17 protein-coding genes are annotated in these 15,794 nt (G+C 71.1%); 8 read left to right on the forward strand and 9 right to left on the reverse strand.

The window, feature by feature from the left end; genetic code table 11:
* Positions 1-2: 2 nt before the first annotated feature.
* The 8 genes from IE278_RS24370 to IE278_RS24405 all read right to left on the reverse strand — a co-directional run bounded on the left by IE278_RS24370 (position 3) and on the right by IE278_RS24405 (position 6,271).
* Positions 3-725: a histone protein gene (locus tag IE278_RS24370; RefSeq protein WP_189775395.1), complete on the reverse strand. Its 723-nt coding sequence runs from the start codon at positions 723-725 to the stop codon at positions 3-5.
* Between the two features lie 7 nt (positions 726-732).
* Positions 733-987: a gas vesicle protein GvpG gene (locus IE278_RS24375; RefSeq protein WP_189775396.1), complete on the reverse strand. Its 255-nt coding sequence runs from the start codon at positions 985-987 to the stop codon at positions 733-735.
* A 1-nt stretch (position 988) separates the two neighbouring features.
* The gene (locus IE278_RS24380; RefSeq protein ID WP_189775397.1) at positions 989-1,738 is read right to left on the reverse strand and encodes a GvpL/GvpF family gas vesicle protein; all 750 of its coding nucleotides are present in this window, start codon (positions 1,736-1,738) and stop codon (positions 989-991) included.
* A gap of 3 nt (positions 1,739-1,741) precedes the next feature.
* The gene (gene gvpJ / locus IE278_RS24385) at positions 1,742-2,221 is read right to left on the reverse strand and encodes a gas vesicle protein GvpJ (RefSeq protein ID WP_189775398.1); all 480 of its coding nucleotides are present in this window, start codon (positions 2,219-2,221) and stop codon (positions 1,742-1,744) included.
* A gap of 39 nt (positions 2,222-2,260) precedes the next feature.
* Complete coding sequence (locus tag IE278_RS24390; protein ID WP_189775399.1) at positions 2,261-2,581, reverse strand: gas vesicle protein GvpO; 321 nt, start codon at positions 2,579-2,581, stop codon at positions 2,261-2,263.
* 247 nt (positions 2,582-2,828) lie between these two features.
* Positions 2,829-3,992: an ABC transporter substrate-binding protein gene (locus IE278_RS24395; RefSeq protein ID WP_189775475.1), complete on the reverse strand. Its 1,164-nt coding sequence runs from the start codon at positions 3,990-3,992 to the stop codon at positions 2,829-2,831.
* Between the two features lie 132 nt (positions 3,993-4,124).
* Positions 4,125-5,612 (reverse strand): sensor histidine kinase, encoded by a 1,488-nt coding sequence (locus tag IE278_RS24400; RefSeq protein WP_246570567.1) that lies wholly within the window; start codon positions 5,610-5,612, stop codon positions 4,125-4,127.
* Positions 5,613-5,617: 5 nt separating this feature from the next.
* Complete coding sequence (locus tag IE278_RS24405; RefSeq protein ID WP_189775400.1) at positions 5,618-6,271, reverse strand: response regulator transcription factor; 654 nt, start codon at positions 6,269-6,271, stop codon at positions 5,618-5,620.
* Between the two features lie 181 nt (positions 6,272-6,452).
* Between IE278_RS24405 and IE278_RS24410 the strand changes: the two genes are divergently transcribed.
* A complete protein-coding gene (locus tag IE278_RS24410) occupies positions 6,453-7,025 on the forward strand; it encodes a hypothetical protein (RefSeq protein WP_189775401.1) in 573 nt (190 codons plus the stop codon).
* Between the two features lie 118 nt (positions 7,026-7,143).
* Here IE278_RS24410 and IE278_RS24415 read toward each other — a convergent pair whose 3' ends face one another.
* Positions 7,144-8,580 (reverse strand): gamma-aminobutyraldehyde dehydrogenase, encoded by a 1,437-nt coding sequence (locus tag IE278_RS24415; protein WP_189775402.1) that lies wholly within the window; start codon positions 8,578-8,580, stop codon positions 7,144-7,146.
* A gap of 223 nt (positions 8,581-8,803) precedes the next feature.
* On the opposite strand from IE278_RS24415, the gene IE278_RS24420 reads away from it, so the two are divergent.
* From IE278_RS24420 to IE278_RS24450, 7 genes are all read left to right on the forward strand, one after another.
* On the forward strand, positions 8,804-9,328 hold the full coding sequence (locus IE278_RS24420) for an Lrp/AsnC family transcriptional regulator (protein WP_189775403.1): 525 nt from the start codon (positions 8,804-8,806) through the stop codon (positions 9,326-9,328).
* Positions 9,313-10,710, forward strand: a complete 1,398-nt coding sequence (locus tag IE278_RS24425; RefSeq protein ID WP_189775404.1) for an aspartate aminotransferase family protein — start codon at positions 9,313-9,315, stop codon at positions 10,708-10,710. Before IE278_RS24420 ends, IE278_RS24425 begins: the two co-directional genes overlap by 16 nt.
* Positions 10,711-10,979: 269 nt before the next feature.
* A complete protein-coding gene (locus IE278_RS24430) occupies positions 10,980-11,816 on the forward strand; it encodes an ABC transporter ATP-binding protein (protein WP_189775405.1) in 837 nt (278 codons plus the stop codon).
* Entirely contained in the window at positions 11,798-13,153 is a 1,356-nt protein-coding gene (locus tag IE278_RS24435) for a hypothetical protein (RefSeq protein ID WP_189775406.1), read from the forward strand. Before IE278_RS24430 ends, IE278_RS24435 begins: the two co-directional genes overlap by 19 nt.
* A gap of 130 nt (positions 13,154-13,283) precedes the next feature.
* On the forward strand, positions 13,284-13,691 hold the full coding sequence (locus IE278_RS24440) for a VOC family protein (protein WP_189775407.1): 408 nt from the start codon (positions 13,284-13,286) through the stop codon (positions 13,689-13,691).
* A gap of 57 nt (positions 13,692-13,748) precedes the next feature.
* Entirely contained in the window at positions 13,749-14,882 is a 1,134-nt protein-coding gene (locus tag IE278_RS24445; RefSeq protein ID WP_189775408.1) for an LOG family protein, read from the forward strand.
* 166 nt (positions 14,883-15,048) lie between these two features.
* Positions 15,049-15,705: an LAETG motif-containing sortase-dependent surface protein gene (locus IE278_RS24450; protein ID WP_246570569.1), complete on the forward strand. Its 657-nt coding sequence runs from the start codon at positions 15,049-15,051 to the stop codon at positions 15,703-15,705.
* Positions 15,706-15,794: the final 89 nt, after the last annotated feature.

Raw genomic sequence — 15,794 nt, forward strand, 5'->3', positions numbered from 1 at the left:
GCCTACCTCCGACGATCGGCGCGCTTGGATCCTGCTCGCTTCGACGGCGCCGTCTTCTTCGCGGGAGCGGTCTTCTTCGCCGTCGTCTTCTTCGCCGCCGTCTTCTTGGCCGCGGTTTTCTTGGCCGCGGTCTTCTTGGCGGGAGCGGTCTTCTTCACGGGCGCGCTCTTCTTCGCGGGTGCGGCCTTCTTCGCGGGTGCGGCCTTCTTCGCAGGTGCCCTCTTGCGCGTCGCGGTCTTCCGCCGGGGCCTCTCCTGCGGCTCCTCTTCCTCCGGCTCCTCTTCTTCCGGCTCCTCTTCCGGCTCCTCTTCCTCCTCTTCTTCCTCCTCTTCTTCCTCCTCCGGCTCCTCCTCGTACTCCTCGTCCGGCTCTTCCTCGTACTCCTCGTCGTCCTCGTCCCCCGAGATCGACTTCTCTCCGATCCGGGCCGTACGGTCGCTGAGGGCACCGGCGAGCGTGCTCATGCCCCGGTCGGCGGCGGCGGTCATCGCCTTGCGGCCCGCGTCCAGCACTTCCCCGCGCAGCTGCTCCTGCAGCTCGGCGAACTGCGGAAGCTCCCCGAGCCTGCGCATCCCCTCGGCGGCGAGCTGGCGGGGTTCGAGGCCGAAGCGCCGGCCCGCCAGATAGGTCGCGACGGACAGCGCCAGCCGGCCCTTCTTGGTGCGGCCCAGTACATAGCCGCCCACTACGGCAGCCGCGAGAGCCACCTTGTCCTTGTCTTCCATGAGCCCATCACCTTCGATCGTTCGGGGAGGAGCGGGCCCGTGCGGCGTGCAGCCGGTCGAGCAGTCGTTCCTCTTCTCTTTCGAACTCCTCCAGGCCGATGTCCCCGTCCTCGAACTCCTGGTTCAGCACAGCCAGCTGGGTGCGGAGGACTCCGGGGTCGTGCAGCTCTCGCTCGGCGGCGTCGTTGAGCTTCTCCGCCACCCAGACGACGCCGCGGACCGGCGCGATGGGGAGGGTGAGCAGCCCGGTGATCAGTCCCATCTCAGACTCCGGCGGCGTGGACGGGAGTGCCTTCGGCGGCGACGAAGCTGTAGCAGGGCAGGGGACCGGAAAGGCGCAGTTCCACGCGGTCGCGGTGGGTGTGCGCGAAGCGCTCCGCGGCCTTGCGGAAGGCCTCGCTGTCGCCGCGGCCGACGAGGAACGACGTGTTCAGGACACACCCCTGGACCTCGGGGCCCGAGGTCACCGCGCGCGCCCTGGGCGTCAGCTCACCCAGAGCCCGCCGGCCCGCTTCGGCGGCCCGGCTCTCCAGTGCGGCGGCCACCGCCTGGCCCAGCCTGAGGCTCGCTTCGTAACCGGGCCGTCGGCGTACCTCGTCCCTCAGCCGGCGGACCTGCTTGTCCTCCGCGACGAGGCTTGCCAGCGCGTGTTGCGCCGGGAGCGCCTTGACGTTGATCTCGACCCCGTCGGAGAGGTGCTCCAGCGCGACCAGGTGCTCGGCCTCCTGGACCGCCAGCCGGTCGAGCACCGTCTCCTCGTCGGCCGCGATCATTCCGAAGCGCATCGGCAGCACCGGGCCCTGTTCCGACAGGCGCAGCAGCAGTTCCTGGTGGGCGAGCAGATCCCGGCGTCTGGCGCGGAGCGCGGGCGGAGCCTCGCTGACGACGGCCGCGACCCGCCCGCGCCGGATCAGCCGCAGTGGCGCGGCCGGGCTGCCCACACCCCGCGCGTCGGCGGGCAGCGGTCCCGCGGCGCGGATGATCGCGTACACGTACACACCTTCGTCCGGCACGGCTCACGCCTCCACGGGTCGTCGGCGGCTCGTACCGCTCCGGGCCGGGGCGCGCCGCTTCCGCGGCCGTTCCTGCCGGGTTTCCTCCGCCGCTTCCTCGTCCTCGTCGAAGTCGTCGTAGTCGTCGTCACGGCCGCCGACGGCCCGGCGGACGGTGTCGCCCACGTTCTCCGCGGCCTTGCGCACCTTGCGCTTGCCGATGGACTTGGCGGCACTGCCGCCGAGCAGTTCGGGGATGGTGGTGCTGCCGGAGTCGTGCTCCAGGTCGAGCCGGTTGCACGCCTCCGCGAAGCGCAGATACGTGTCCACGCTCGCCACGACGATGCGCGCGTCTATCTTGAGGATCTCGATGCCGACCAGGGACACCCGGACGAACACGTCGATGACCATGCCCCGGTCAAGGATCAGTTCGAGCACGTCGTACAACGTGCCGGCGCGCGGCGGGCAGGCAACGACCTCGTCGGAGTAGGTGGTCGCAGGCATGAGGGGTCCTTCCGGTAGTCGGGCAACCTGGGGCACTGCTCACTCGTCGGCGGACCCCCGCCGATAGCGGCGGACCCTGCGGTACTCCATGAGCTCGCCGTCCTGGTCGAGCCGCACCTCGTACGACGCGAGAAGGCTCGTCGTGTCCGGAATCCGGGGCAGCTCGAGGACGTCCACGACGACGCACCAGCCGTCGTCGTCCCGCCTCACCGCCGATACGCCCTCGGTGGGATGGCCGATCAGGCCCTCCAGGCTCCGGCAGGCCGCACGCGCCGCGTGTTCCGCCCCTCCCGCACGCGGGGAGCGGGGAGCGGTCGTCGTCGAGGACTTCCGGGCACGCGGCCGACGCTCTTCTGCCATACACGCAAGTCTGGTAGCTGTGCGGCGTGGCGCATCTTGAGCGGGGCAGTCGGGTGCCGGGCCCGCCCCCGGACCGCACGGACCTCGTTGATCACCGCCCCGGCCCGACCCGGCGAGGGCTGCCCCGGCCCGGCTCGGCCCCGGCTGACTCGGCCCCGGCTGACTCGGCCCGACTGACCCGGCCCGGCTGACCCGATCCGGCCCGGCTACGGAATCAGGGCCTCGTCCCACACAGCGACGTCGCGTCCTACAGACCCGCGATCGCGTTCCAGCGCTTCGCGAACTCCGTGCGTTCCTTCGCGGTGATGTCGCGGGCGATCGCGAGCCTCTTGCGCATGGCGGTGTCGGGGAAGATGAGCGGGTCCTCGGCGAGGGCGGCGGTCTCCTCGTCCTTGGCGGAGGCCAGGATGTCCTGGGCGGCCGGGACGGGGCAGACGTAGTTGACCCAGGCGGCGAGTTCGGCGGCCACGGCGGGCTCGTAGTAGTAGTCGACGAGTTTTTCGGCGTTCGCCTTGTGGCGGGCGAGGTTCGGGATCATCAGGGACTCGGACCAGAACTCGGCTCCCTCCTGAGGCACGACGAACTCGATGTCGGGATCGTCGGCCTGGAGCTGGATCACGTCACCGCTGTACGCCTGGCAGGCCAGCACGTCACCGCTCGACAGGTCCTTGATGTAGTCGTTGCCGGTGAAGCGGCGGATGTGGTCCGCGCGGACGAGCTTGTCGACCTGGTCGCACATCCTGTGGAAGTCGTCCGCGGTCCACCGGGTGATGTCGACGCCGTTGCCCTGCATCAGCAGCGCGAACGCCTCGTCGAGCCCCGACAGGAGCGTGACGCGGCCCTTGAGGTCGGCGGCCCACAGATCGGACACGTGCCGGATCTCCCGGCCCAGCCTGCGGCGGTTGTACGCGATACCGGTGATCCCCGACTGCCACGGCACGGTGTGGCGGCGCCCCGGGTCGAAGGCCGGGGAACGCAGTTGCGGGTCGAGGTACTCGGTGATGTTCGGCTGCCGGGAGCGGTCCATCTCCTGGACCCAGCCGAGGCGTACGAACCGCGCGCACATCCAGTCGCTGATGACGATCAGGTCCCGGCCGGTCTCCTGGTGGTTCATCAGGGACGGGCTGACCTTGCCGAAGAACTCGTCGTTGTCGTTGATCTCCTCGGTGTACGTGACCGCGATCCCGGTCCGCTTCCCGAAAGCCTCCAGGGTCGGGCGCCGTGACTCGTCCTCGTCGTCCGTGTCGATGTAGAGCGGCCAGTTCGCCCAGGTCAGGCGCTTCTCCGTGGCCGACAGATCGCTTCTTCGGCGGTCTGCGGGGGCGACGTACGCGGCGGGCACCCCGCAGCCCGCGGCGAGCACGGTCGCGGCGCCCGTGCCGAGGGTGCGCAGCAGGGAGCGGCGGGACATGCGGGTTCTCGGGGTGGGGTGGCTCCGGTTCGCTGGCACGTCCGCAGCATGCCGGGTGCCCTGGCGGGCGGGCAATGGACGTTGCGTCCAGCGGTAGGCCCGTCGGGCGACAGGGTGTCGCCCCCGCCGCCCCTACCCGTTCCCGTCCACACATGGGGGCTGCGCCCCCTCGCCCCCCGTATCGCGCTGCGCGCTCGTCCTCAAACGCCGGACGGGCTGGTAGTCAGCCCCTCCGGCGTTTGAGGAGCGGGGGTTCGGGGGCAGCGCCCCCGAGACGTGGACGATGGGGGTCCCCCGCTCGAGCGCAGCCGAGAGGGGGGAGGGAAGGGGCGGCGGGGGCGGGAACACCACCTCCACCCACAACCCGCCCTCCCCCCGCGCCCGCGCCTCCACCACACCCCCATGCGCCCCCACGATCGCCGCCACGATCGACAGCCCCAGCCCCGCCCCCTCGCGGGAGCGCCCCCGCACCCGCTCCACCCCCACCCTCCGGAACGGTTCGAACAGCGCGCCCACCTGATCGGCCGGCACCACCGGCCCGCTGTTGGCGATCCGCAACGAGGCCCGCCCGTCGACGACCCCGGTCCAGACGGTGACCCAACCGCCCGCCCCCTGCGGCACGTTGTGGCGGACGGCGTTCTCCAGCAGGTTGCTCACCATCCGCCCGACCAGGTGCGGGTCCCCGACGAGCGGCGCGGAGGCCAACTCGGCAGCCACCCGGGGCCCGGGGCCGTGCCCGACCCCGGACCCGTCCTGGGGCAGCAGCTCAGCCGCCAGGACCGCGAGATCCACCGACTCCCGCTCGGGCTCGGCCCGCTGCCCGCGCGCCAGCGTGAGCAGCGCCTCGATCAGCCGCTCCTGCTCCTGCCCGGCGGCCCGCACCCGGAGACAGGCCGCCCGCAGGGACGCGGCGTCGGCGCGCGGGTCGGCCAGCGCCACGTCGACGACGGCCTGCTGGAGGGTGAGCGGAGTACGCAACTCGTGCGACGCGTTGGCCACGAACCGCCGCTGCGCCTCGAAGGCGCCCTCGAGCCGGGCGAGCAGATCGTCGAACGTGTCGGCGAGGACCTTGAGTTCGTCGTCGGGGCCGGACACGGCGAGGCGCCGGTGCAGATCGTCCGCGGAGATCCGCCGGGCCGCGACCGCCATGTCCCTGAGCGGCGCGAGAACCCGCCCCGCGACCAGCCAGCCGAGGATCAGCGAGGCGATCACCATGACACCGAGCGCGATCCCCGACTCGATGAGCAACTGGTGGAGCTGGTCGTTGCGCTGGACGGCCAGCCGCTCGCGCACATACCTCTCGACCGCGCCCGCCCCCGGCTTCACGACCGGCCCGGAGCCCGTGTCCCCCGTACCGGCCTCACCCTCCCCCGGCGTCGGCCGCTCACCAGATCCCGCTCCCGATCCGGATCCCGATCCCGACACGGCCAGCGACTGGTCGTCGGCCACGAGCGCGTACGTGAGCGCCAGCAGCACCGCCCCCGTCACGACGAACAGCCCGCTGTAGAGCAGGGTCAACCGCCACCGGACGCTCTGCGGCCGCCGCCCCCTCCGCGCCCCCGGGAACGCGAACCGGCCGCGCACCACGCCCGTACCGCCCACGCGGCCTGTACCGCTCACACCGCTCACACCCGGTACCCCGCCTGCGCCACCGTCTCTATCAACGGTGGGTCACCGAGCTTGCGCCGCAGCCTGCTGACCGTCACCTTCACGGTCTGGGTGAAGGGATCGGCCGCCTCGTCCCAGCCGCGCTCCAGCAGTTCCTCGGCGGAGACCACCGCCCCGCCGGCCGCCATCAGCAGCTCCAGGACCGCGAACTCCTTCGGGCCGAGCGGCAGTTGCCGCCCCTCGCGGGACGCCACCCGACGGGCGGGGTCGAGCCGCAGGTCGCCGCGGACCAGTACGGGCGGCAACGCGGGCTGCGCGCGCCGCCCCAGGGCTCGTATCCGCGCGACGAGTTCGGTGAAGGCGAAGGGCTTCGGCAGGTAGTCGTCGGCGCCCATACCGAGCCCCGCGACCCGGTCGGCGACCGTGCCGGACGCGGTCAGCATCAGTACCCGCGCCCGGCTGCCCCCCTCGGCCAGGGCCCGGCAGACCCGGTCACCGTGCAGTCCGGGCAGGTCACGGTCGAGCACGACGACGTCGTATCCGTTGACCGTGGCCCGCTCCAGCGCCGCATGGCCGTCCAGTGCGAGATCGACGGCCATCCCCTCTCTGCGCAGTCCCGCCGCGACGGTCTCGGCGAGCTCCTCGTGGTCCTCGACCACCAATACGCGCATCGGCATCTCCGGCTGCGTCTCCGGCTGTTGCGAACCCTGCGGCCAGCGTGCCCGCCGGACGGTAACAGGGTGGTAAGAGCGCCCGTTCCCGTGCCGTAACCGCCCGCGCGCTGAGGTGTTCCCGACCGACGACCTGCGTCCCCGAACAGCCGACGCAGCCGGAGACACCAGGGAGGAACCCATGCGAAGTTCGACGAAACGGCACCGCCGACTGGCCGCCGCCTGCGCCCTGATCAGCGCTCTCACGCTCGGCGGGGTGTACGCCGGTCAGTCCGTGGCCGCCGGATCGCCCTCGCCGTCCGACGGTGACTCGTCGTCGGCGAAGCCGCCGGAGGACGACGGCTCTACCGACTGGAAGCGCCAGGACAAGGCGTCCCGCGCGTACACCGAGTGCATGCGGGACAACGGGCTGGAGGACTTCCCCGACATCGTCATCTATACGGCGGACGGGGGCCGCGGGGTGAAGGTGCGGATCGACCGGGGTGAGGGTGACGGGGCGAAGCGCCCGGACCCGACCTCGAAGGAGTTCCGCAAGGCCGCGAAGGCCTGTCAGGACATCCTCGACGAGATCGGCGTCAAGCTCCCGGTCCCGCCCGGTGACCTGCCCGGGAAGGGCGACGGCCCCTTCCCCGGCCCCGGCGGCTGCGGCGAGATCCGGCAGCGCGAGAAGGGGACCGGGGAGAAGGGGAGCGGCGATCAGCGCGAGGACGGCGACACGGAGTCGAGCGTCGAGGGGCTCGTCTTCAGCGGCTGACCCGCGTCCGGCCACCGAACCGGTGCTCGGCACCGGCAGCAGCACCTGTAGCGGCCCCGGGCGGACCGACTCCCGCCCGGGGCCGCACCCCCGTATCCCGGTACCGCCTACCGACTCCTCAGCCCAGCGACGTCATGACGTGCTTGATCCGCGTGTAGTCGTCGAACCCGTACCCCGACAGGTCCTTGCCGTAGCCGGAGTGCTTGAAGCCGCCGTGGGGCATCTCCGCGACCAGCGGGATGTGCGTGTTGATCCATACGCAGCCGAAGTCGAGGACCTTGGACATGCGCATCGCGCGTGCGTGGTCCTTCGTCCAGACGGAGGAGGCCAGCGCGTACTCGACGCCGTTCGCGTACTCGACGGCCTGGGCCTCGTCCGTGAAGGACTGGACGGTGATGACCGGGCCGAACACCTCGTTCTGGATGATCTCGTCGTCCTGCTTCAGGCCGGAGACGACGGTCGGGGCGTAGAAGTAGCCCTTCTCTCCGACGCGGTGGCCGCCCGCCTCGACCTTGGCGTGCGCGGGCAGCCGCTCGATGAAGCCGGTGACCTGCTTGAGCTGGTTCGGGTTGTTGAGCGGCCCGTACAGCACGTCCTCGTCGTCCGGCATGCCGGTCTTGGTGTCCGCGGCGGCCTTGGCGAGCGCGGCCGTGAACTCGTCGTGGATGGACTCCTGGACGAGGACGCGGGTGGCGGCCGTACAGTCCTGGCCCGCGTTGAAGAAGCCCGCCACCGAGATGTCCTCGACGGCCTTGGCGATGTCGGTGTCCTCGAAGACCACGACGGGCGCCTTGCCGCCCAGCTCCAGGTGGACCCGCTTGACGTCCTTGGCGGCGGACTCGGCGACGGAGATGCCGGCCCGTACGGAACCGGTGATCGACGCCATGGCCGGGGTCTTGTGCTCGACCATCAGACGGCCGGTGTCGCGATCGCCGCAGATGACGTTGAAGACACCCTCGGGGACGACCGAGCCGATGATCTCGGCGATCAGGACCGTGGACGCCGGAGTGGTGTCGGACGGCTTGAGCACGACCGTGTTGCCCGCGGCGAGCGCCGGCGCGAACTTCCACACGGCCATCATCATCGGGTAGTTCCACGGCGCGACCTGCGCGCAGACACCGACCGGCTCGCGGCGGACGATCGAGGTCAGGCCCTCCATGTACTCGCCGGCCGACCTGCCCTCCAGCATGCGGGCCGCGCCCGCGAAGAAGCGGATCTGGTCGACCATGGGCGGGATCTCCTCGGACCGGGTCAGTCCGATGGGCTTGCCGGTGTTCTCGACCTCGGCGGCGATGAGTTCCTCGGCCCGCTCCTCGAAGGCGTCCGCGATCTTGAGGAGGGCCTTCTGCCGCTCGGCGGGGGTCTGGTCGCGCCAGGCGGGGAAGGCCGCGGCGGCGGCCTCCATCGCGGCGTCGACGTCGGCCTGGCCGGACAGCGGCGCGGTGGCGTACGCCTCGCCCGTCGCGGGGTTGACCACGTCCGTGGTCCGTCCATCGGCGGCATCGCGGAACTCTCCGGCGATGTAATTACGCAGACGACGCAGCTCGGTGCTCACTGCCCGGCCCTCCTGTCGGATGTCCACAACGGATGTCCTACGACTGTTCTTCTACGGTCCTTCGCCCCAGGTGTCCACTACCTGAGACGCCTGCCCTCCCACCCTAATCCTCGCCCCGACGTTTTCAACACCCCCGTTGGCCCCAGAGCTGCGAAATCCGCAGACTTCGAACACGTAAACAACGAATTTCATCGATCACACCTTGCGGAACTGTCGAGCCCTCGTGCAGAGTGAGCGCGTGGCCAGTCGAAGCGCAGACCCCAGGGATTCCCGGGACTCCCGTGAGTCCAGGAGCGGCACCCCTCAGCTGGATGCCGTCTCCCTCGGCATCATCGAGCAGCTCCAGGAGGACGGCCGCCGGCCGTACGCCGCGATAGGCAAGGCCGTGGGCCTTTCCGAGGCGGCCGTGCGCCAGCGCGTCCAGAAGCTGCTCGACCAGGGCGTGATGCAGATCGTCGCCGTCACGGACCCGCTCACCGTGGGCTTCCGCAGGCAGGCGATGGTGGGCATCAACGCCGACGGCGACCTGGAACCGGTCGCGGACGCGCTGACCGCCATGCCGGAGGTCGAGTACGTGGTGATGACCGCGGGCTCCTTCGACATCCTCGCCGAGATCGTCTGCGAGGACGACGACCACCTGCTGGACGTCATCAACAAACGCATCCGGATCCTGCCCGGCGTGCGCTCCACCGAGAGCTTCGTCTACCTCAAGCTCAAGAAGCAGACCTACATGTGGGGAACCCGATAGCCGTGACTGCCAAGGACCTCAGCCGCACCGCGTACGACCACCTGTGGATGCACTTCACCCGCATGTCCTCGTACGAGAACGCGCCCGTCCCCACGATCGTCCGTGGCGAGGGCACCTACATCTACGACGACAAGGGCAAGCGCTACCTCGACGGTCTGGCCGGTCTGTTCGTGGTCCAGGCGGGCCACGGCCGTGCCGAGCTGGCCGAGACGGCCGCCAAGCAGGCCAAGGAACTGGCCTTCTTCCCGATCTGGTCGTACGCCCACCCGAAGGCCGTCGAGCTGGCCGAGCGCCTCGCGCACCACGCTCCCGGCGACCTGAACAAGGTCTTCTTCACCACCGGCGGCGGCGAGGCCGTCGAGACCGCGTGGAAGCTCGCCAAGCAGTACTTCAAGCTGCAGGGCAAGCCGACCAAGTACAAGGTCATCTCGCGTGCGGTCGCCTACCACGGCACCCCGCAGGGCGCCCTGTCCATCACCGGCCTGCCCGCCCTGAAGGCCCCGTTCGAGCCGCTGGTCCCCGGCGCCCACAAGGTGCCGAACACCAACCTCTACCGCGCGCCCGCCTTCCTCGACACCGGTTCGGGCGTCGACCCGGAGGTCTTCGGCCGCTGGGCCGCCGACGAGATCGAGCAGCAGATCCTCATGGAGGGCCCCGAGACGGTCGCCGCCGTCTTCCTGGAGCCCGTGCAGAACGCCGGCGGCTGCTTCCCGCCGCCGCCCGGGTACTTCCAGCGGGTGCGCGAGATCTGCGACCAGTACGACGTGCTGCTCGTGTCGGACGAGGTCATCTGCGCCTTCGGCCGCCTCGGCACGATGTTCGCCTGCGACAAGTTCGACTACGTACCGGACATGATCACCTGCGCCAAGGGCATGACCTCGGGCTACTCCCCGATCGGCGCCTGCATCATCTCGGACCGGCTGGCCGAGCCGTTCTACCAGGGCGACAACACCTTCCTGCACGGCTACACCTTCGGCGGCCACCCGGTGTCGGCGGCCGTGGGCCTCGCGAACCTCGACATCTTCGAGCGCGAGAACCTCAACCAGCACGTCCTGGACAACGAGGGCGCGTTCCTGTCCACGCTCCAGAAGCTGCACGACCTGCCGATCGTCGGCGACGTCCGCGGCAACGGCTTCTTCTACGGCATCGAGCTGGTGAAGGACAAGGCCACCAAGGAGACCTTCACGGACGAGGAGTCGGAGCGCGTGCTCTACGGCTTCGTCTCCAAGAAGCTCTTCGAGTACGGCCTCTACTGCCGCGCCGACGACCGCGGTGACCCGGTCATCCAGCTGTCGCCGCCGCTGATCTCCGACCAGTCGACGTTCGACGAGATCGAGGGCATCGTCCGCCAGGTGCTGACGGAGGCCTGGGCGAAGCTCTGAGCCGAACCTGTCGGCGGGGACGGCCGCTCACCGGCCCGCCCGACCGCCCGCTGAACCTTTGAGCTGAACAAGTGATCAACACCGGCCCCGGTGGCGCCCGTTCGAGTGAGAATGCGCGCCCCGGGGCCGCGTGCTGTCCTGCCTCCGGGCCCCGACTCCCTAGCGTGCCCAGTGACCGATCGGCCCTGCCTTCGTTCCCCCGACCGGGGGACCCGACGACCTTCCGAGGCCGCCCGGGCAGCGCAATCAGATCTGAAGAGGTGTACGCGATGGCGGCTCCGCCGGACAACGACGTGCTCTGGGCACGCGCCCTGCACGTCACACACAACGGCTCACCCGCACTCACCGGCGTCTCCCTCGGGGTCCGCGAGGGCGAGATCCTCGCCGTCGGCGGCCCGCGCGGCAGCGGCAAGACGACCCTCCTGCGCTGTCTGTCGGGTCAGCTCACGGCGCAGGAGGGCGAGGTCTGGTTCGACAGCACGCCCGTCCACACCATGAGCCCGAGGCGGCGCGAGCGACTGCGCCGCGACCGTTTCGGCTGGATCGACCCGGCTCCGGTTCTCGTCCCCGAGCTGACCGCCTGGGAGAACGCCGCCCTGCTCCTGATGCTGCGCGGCGTGAGCCGCCGCCGGGCCAGGACCACCGCGCTGGAGTGGCTGGACCGCCTGGACGTCGGCGGCTGCGCCCGCAAACGCCCGTACGCCCTGCTCCAGGCGGAGCGCCAGCGGGTGGCCATCGCCCGCGCGCTGGCGCCCGCGCCGAGCGTGATCTTCGCCGACGAGCCGACCGCGCCGCTGCACCGCGCCGACCGCGCCCAGGTGCTGCGCACGCTCACCGCGGCGGCCCGTTCGCACGGGATCACCGTCGTCCTGGCCACGCACGACGCGGACACCGCGGCGCTCGCCGACCGCACGGTGTCGCTGCTCGACGGCCGGCGCGTGGACACCGTCCATCTGCCACCGCTCGCGGAATCGACGGAGCCCACCAGATCCCGCGAGCCCAGCGGGCCGGGCGGCCCGAGCGCAGCACCCGATCCCAGCCAGCCGGGCCAGCCCGGCGAGCCCACCGAGACGGAAGGCCGGGCCGCGTGCTCGCTCTCCGCCTAGTCCGCGGGGCCAACCCCGCCGTCCAGTTCCGCAGGCTCCTCGTCGCCGCGGCGTCCGCGGGCACCGGCTTCCTGCTCCTGTGCACCCTGGGATACGCGCTGGGGCACCCGGACGCGTCCACGGCGGCCGTGCTCCGGCTCGCCTGGTGCCTCGCGCCGATCGCGGCCACCGTGCAGTTCGCGGTCGCCGTCGCCCGGACCGACCCGGCCACCCGCCCCCGGGCCGGGCTCGCGGCGATCGGTCTGGGACCCGGGCAGCTGATGGTCCTGGCAGCCGTCTCCACCGCCGTGTCCTGCACGCTCGGCTCGATGGTCGCGCTGCTGTTCTTCCTGCACCTGCGCGGCGATCTGACCGGCCTCCCCTTCGACGGCGACGCGGCCGGCTTCCTCGCCGCGAACCAGCCGCTGCCCCTGCCCGCCACGCTCACGCTCCTTGCGCTGGTGCCGGTCCTCGCGTCCGCGGCCAGCGCGGTCGTACTGCGCCCGCGCGGTTCGCGCCCGCCCCGCCCCGTGGTGAGCGGACGCCCGGGCCTGCTGTCCGGTTTCGGCGGCTACGGCCGCCCCACCGAACGCATCGGCTCCCCCAGCTACGCCCGCCTCGGAACCCACCCGCCCAGGGACGCACCCACACCGGCCCACTTGACCGAACGGGCCCCCCAAGGGGCCCGCGGAACTGCGTGGGCAACCCCCACCGGCCCGCGGAACCCCCACGACCCCCTGGCCCCCGCCCCCACCCCCGGCGGCCTCCCCTGGGGCGCGGCCGTGCTGGCCGCGGGCCTCGCCGTGGAGACGTACGCCGGCCGCGCCGCCTCCGCCCACGAGGGCCCCACGCTGCCCGGCGGATTCACCGGAGGCCCCTTCGGCGTACTCGTCGGCTGGGCACTCACCGCGTTCGGCCTCGCGCTGGCCGGCCCCGCCCTCACGCACTTCTGCGGCAGGCTCCTCCAGTCCCTGCGACCCGGCGCCCTGCGGCTGCTGGCCGGACGCGTGCTCATGGAGGAGGCGACCCGCATCGGACGCCCCCTCGGCGTGGTGTGCGCGGTGGCGTCGGGCACGTACGCCATGGCCGTGCTCTACACCGGAACACGTCCCGGCATCGGCCCCCTCACCACGCTCGGCATGCTGCTCGTCGCCGGGTGCGCCGTGGCGACGCTGCTGACCGCCGCCGTCGAGGCGAGGAACGCCCGCGCCGAAACCACCGCGGCCCTGCTGCGGATCGGCGCGCCCGCCTCGACGCTGCGCGCCGCCGCCGCCCTCCGCGCCGGCGCCCTGTTCACCGTCCTCACCCCGCTGACCTGGGCGATCGCGGAGCTGGCGGCCATGCCACTGGTCCGCTGACACGGCGTACGCCGAGGAACGATCGAACGGTCGAGTGCGCGTACGAAAAAGATGCGCGCGGACCGATGATTTTCCGGTGAGGTGTCGGTCTGACCCTTCGAACAGCAACTCACCTGACGGAGGACCTCCCATGTACCAGCAGATGATCTTCGTGAACCTGGCCGTGAACGACGTGGAGGTGTCCAAGAAGTTCTTCTCGGACCTGGGCTACACGATCAACGCGCAGTTCTCGGACGAGAACGCAGCGTCCGTCGTCATCAGCGACACGATCGTCGCGATGCTGCTGAACAAGCAGCGCTACGCGGACTTCACGAAGAAGGAGATCGCCGACTCGACGAAGACGAGTGAGGTGCTGCTGTGTCTCAGCGCCGAGAGCCGCGAGAAGGTCGACGAACTGGTCGACAAGGCGATCGCCGCGGGCGGCTCGGCGAGCGGGGAGACCCAGGACCACGGCGTCATGTACGGGCGCGCCTTCGACGACCCGGACGGCCACACCTGGGAGGTCATGTGGATGGACCCGTCCGTCGTCCAGGGCTGATTCCCCCGGCCGCGACCGAACGGGCCACGCCGAAAGAGGCCGTGCTTACATGGGCGGGTGCAGACGAGCCCCGCCCATGTGGCCCATCACAACGACCGTGAGATCGAGACGCTGGAGGAGTTCGACGCGACCGTCTCGGCCCGCGGCGCCCTCACCGGCTTCCGCGTGCAGGCCGTCGATCTGACGGACCGTACGAGAGAGCTGCTCGCCAGCGACACCGCGGGCGCCGTCTTCCTGGGCTGCGCGATGCGGGAGAACGCGGCGGCGAAGATCCGGGCCGACGGCGCGCTCGTCTTCCCGCCGCTGCCCGATGTGCCGTTCGACCCGTACCGCGGTCATCTCTACACGCCCGACGAGCTGTTCGGCTCCCTCGACAAGGGCTACGAGGCGACGCCGGACGCCGTCGCGTACGACTGGTTCCAGCAGACCCGGGCCGACGGCGACATCTACGCGTCGATGCTGCGCTCCATCCACGACGACGCCGTCTCCGACGCCCTCGACGAACTCCTGCGCGGGGCGCGCGTGGTGGGCGTGATGGGCGGACACGCGATCGCGCGCGGCACGCAGGCGTATGGGGGCGCGGCCAGGCTGGGCCGCGCGCTCGCCCGCGCCGGGTTCACGGTGGCGACGGGCGGCGGCCCCGGCGCGATGGAGGCGGCCAACCTCGGCGCGTACGCGGCCCCGTACCGCGACGGCATGCTGGACGAGGCGTGCGAACTCCTCGCGAGGGCACCGTCGTTCGTGCCGTCGGTGACCGACTGGGCGCGCGCGGCCTTCGACGTGCGCGAGCGCTGGCCGAAGGGCAACACCTCCGTCGGCATCCCCACCTGGTTCTACGGGCACGAGCCGCCGAACGCCTTCGCCTCCCACATAGCCAAGTACTTCGCCAACGCCACCCGCGAGGACGGTCTGCTGGCCCGCTCGAACGCGGGGGTGGTCTTCCTGCCCGGCGCCGCGGGAACAGTGCAGGAAATCTTCGACAACACGACCCCCAACTACTACGAGTCCCGCGGCGAACCCACCCCCATGGTCCTGGTGGACCGCGCCCACTGGACGGAACGCCTGCCCGCCTGGCCGCTCCTGCAAGCCCTCGCCCGCGACCGCTCGATGGAGTCCCGCATCACGCTGGTGGACCGGATCGAGGAGGCACCGGAGGCGCTCGACCGCCTGTCGCGTGTAAATGAAACCTAAAAGCCAAGGGGCAAGACGGACACACGGATTGACAACCGGAGACGGTGCCCAATAAACCTGTGAGGCGTCTGGGATTGCTGTTTCTCAGTAGCTCCCATCAACCCCCCTCATTTTGTGCATCCCGTGAAGGGCAATCGTGTCCATATCTCGCCGTACCGCACGTTCTGTGCGCATTCTCGGAGTTGCCTCCGCCTCGGCCGCGCTCACGCTCGGCCTGGCCGGCAACGCGCTCGCCTGCAACATCAGCGAGTTCTCGGCCGTCGCCAAGTGCGACGGCACCAAGGGCGTCATCAGTGTCACCGACAAGGACCCGTCGGGCGTCAAGGCCAGGGTCAGTGTCTACCTCCAGTCGAACGGCGCCGACGCGAAGCTCGTCGGCGAGCAGGACGTCGAGGGCACGCGTGAAGGCGTGACCATCGACTTCTCCGAGGACTGGAAGCCGAACGCGACGTACCGCGTGCACGTCAAGGCCGGCAACCAGGTCGACGAGGACATCAAGCCGAACCTCGTCACCCCGTCCGAGGCCTGCGAGTCCCCGGAGACGACCACGCCTCCGGCGACCCCGAAGCCTTCCGAGAAGCCCTCCGAGCCCGCGGAGGAGCCCTCGGAGCCCGCCGAGTCCCCGGAGCCGTCGGAGTCGGAGAGCACTCCGGCCGCGTCGACCGGTGACAACGCCCCGTCCCCCGCGGGCGACTCGAACCTCGCCGAGACCGGTTCCAGCTCCAACACCGGTGCGATCGCCGGCATAGCGGCCGCGCTCGTGGCGGCCGGCGCCGGCGTGATGTTCGCGCTCCGCCGCCGAGGCGCAGCAAAGACCCGCTGACCCACGCACAAAAGTGGCCCGCCCCCACGAAGGGGGCGGGCCACCGCGCTGTCCACCCCCACCCCCCTTCCAGGGGCGCGGGGAACGGC

Origin of the sequence: Streptomyces tauricus (genome assembly GCF_014650955.1) — a bacterium.
In the GTDB taxonomy this organism is placed as follows: domain Bacteria; phylum Actinomycetota; class Actinomycetes; order Streptomycetales; family Streptomycetaceae; genus Streptomyces; species Streptomyces tauricus.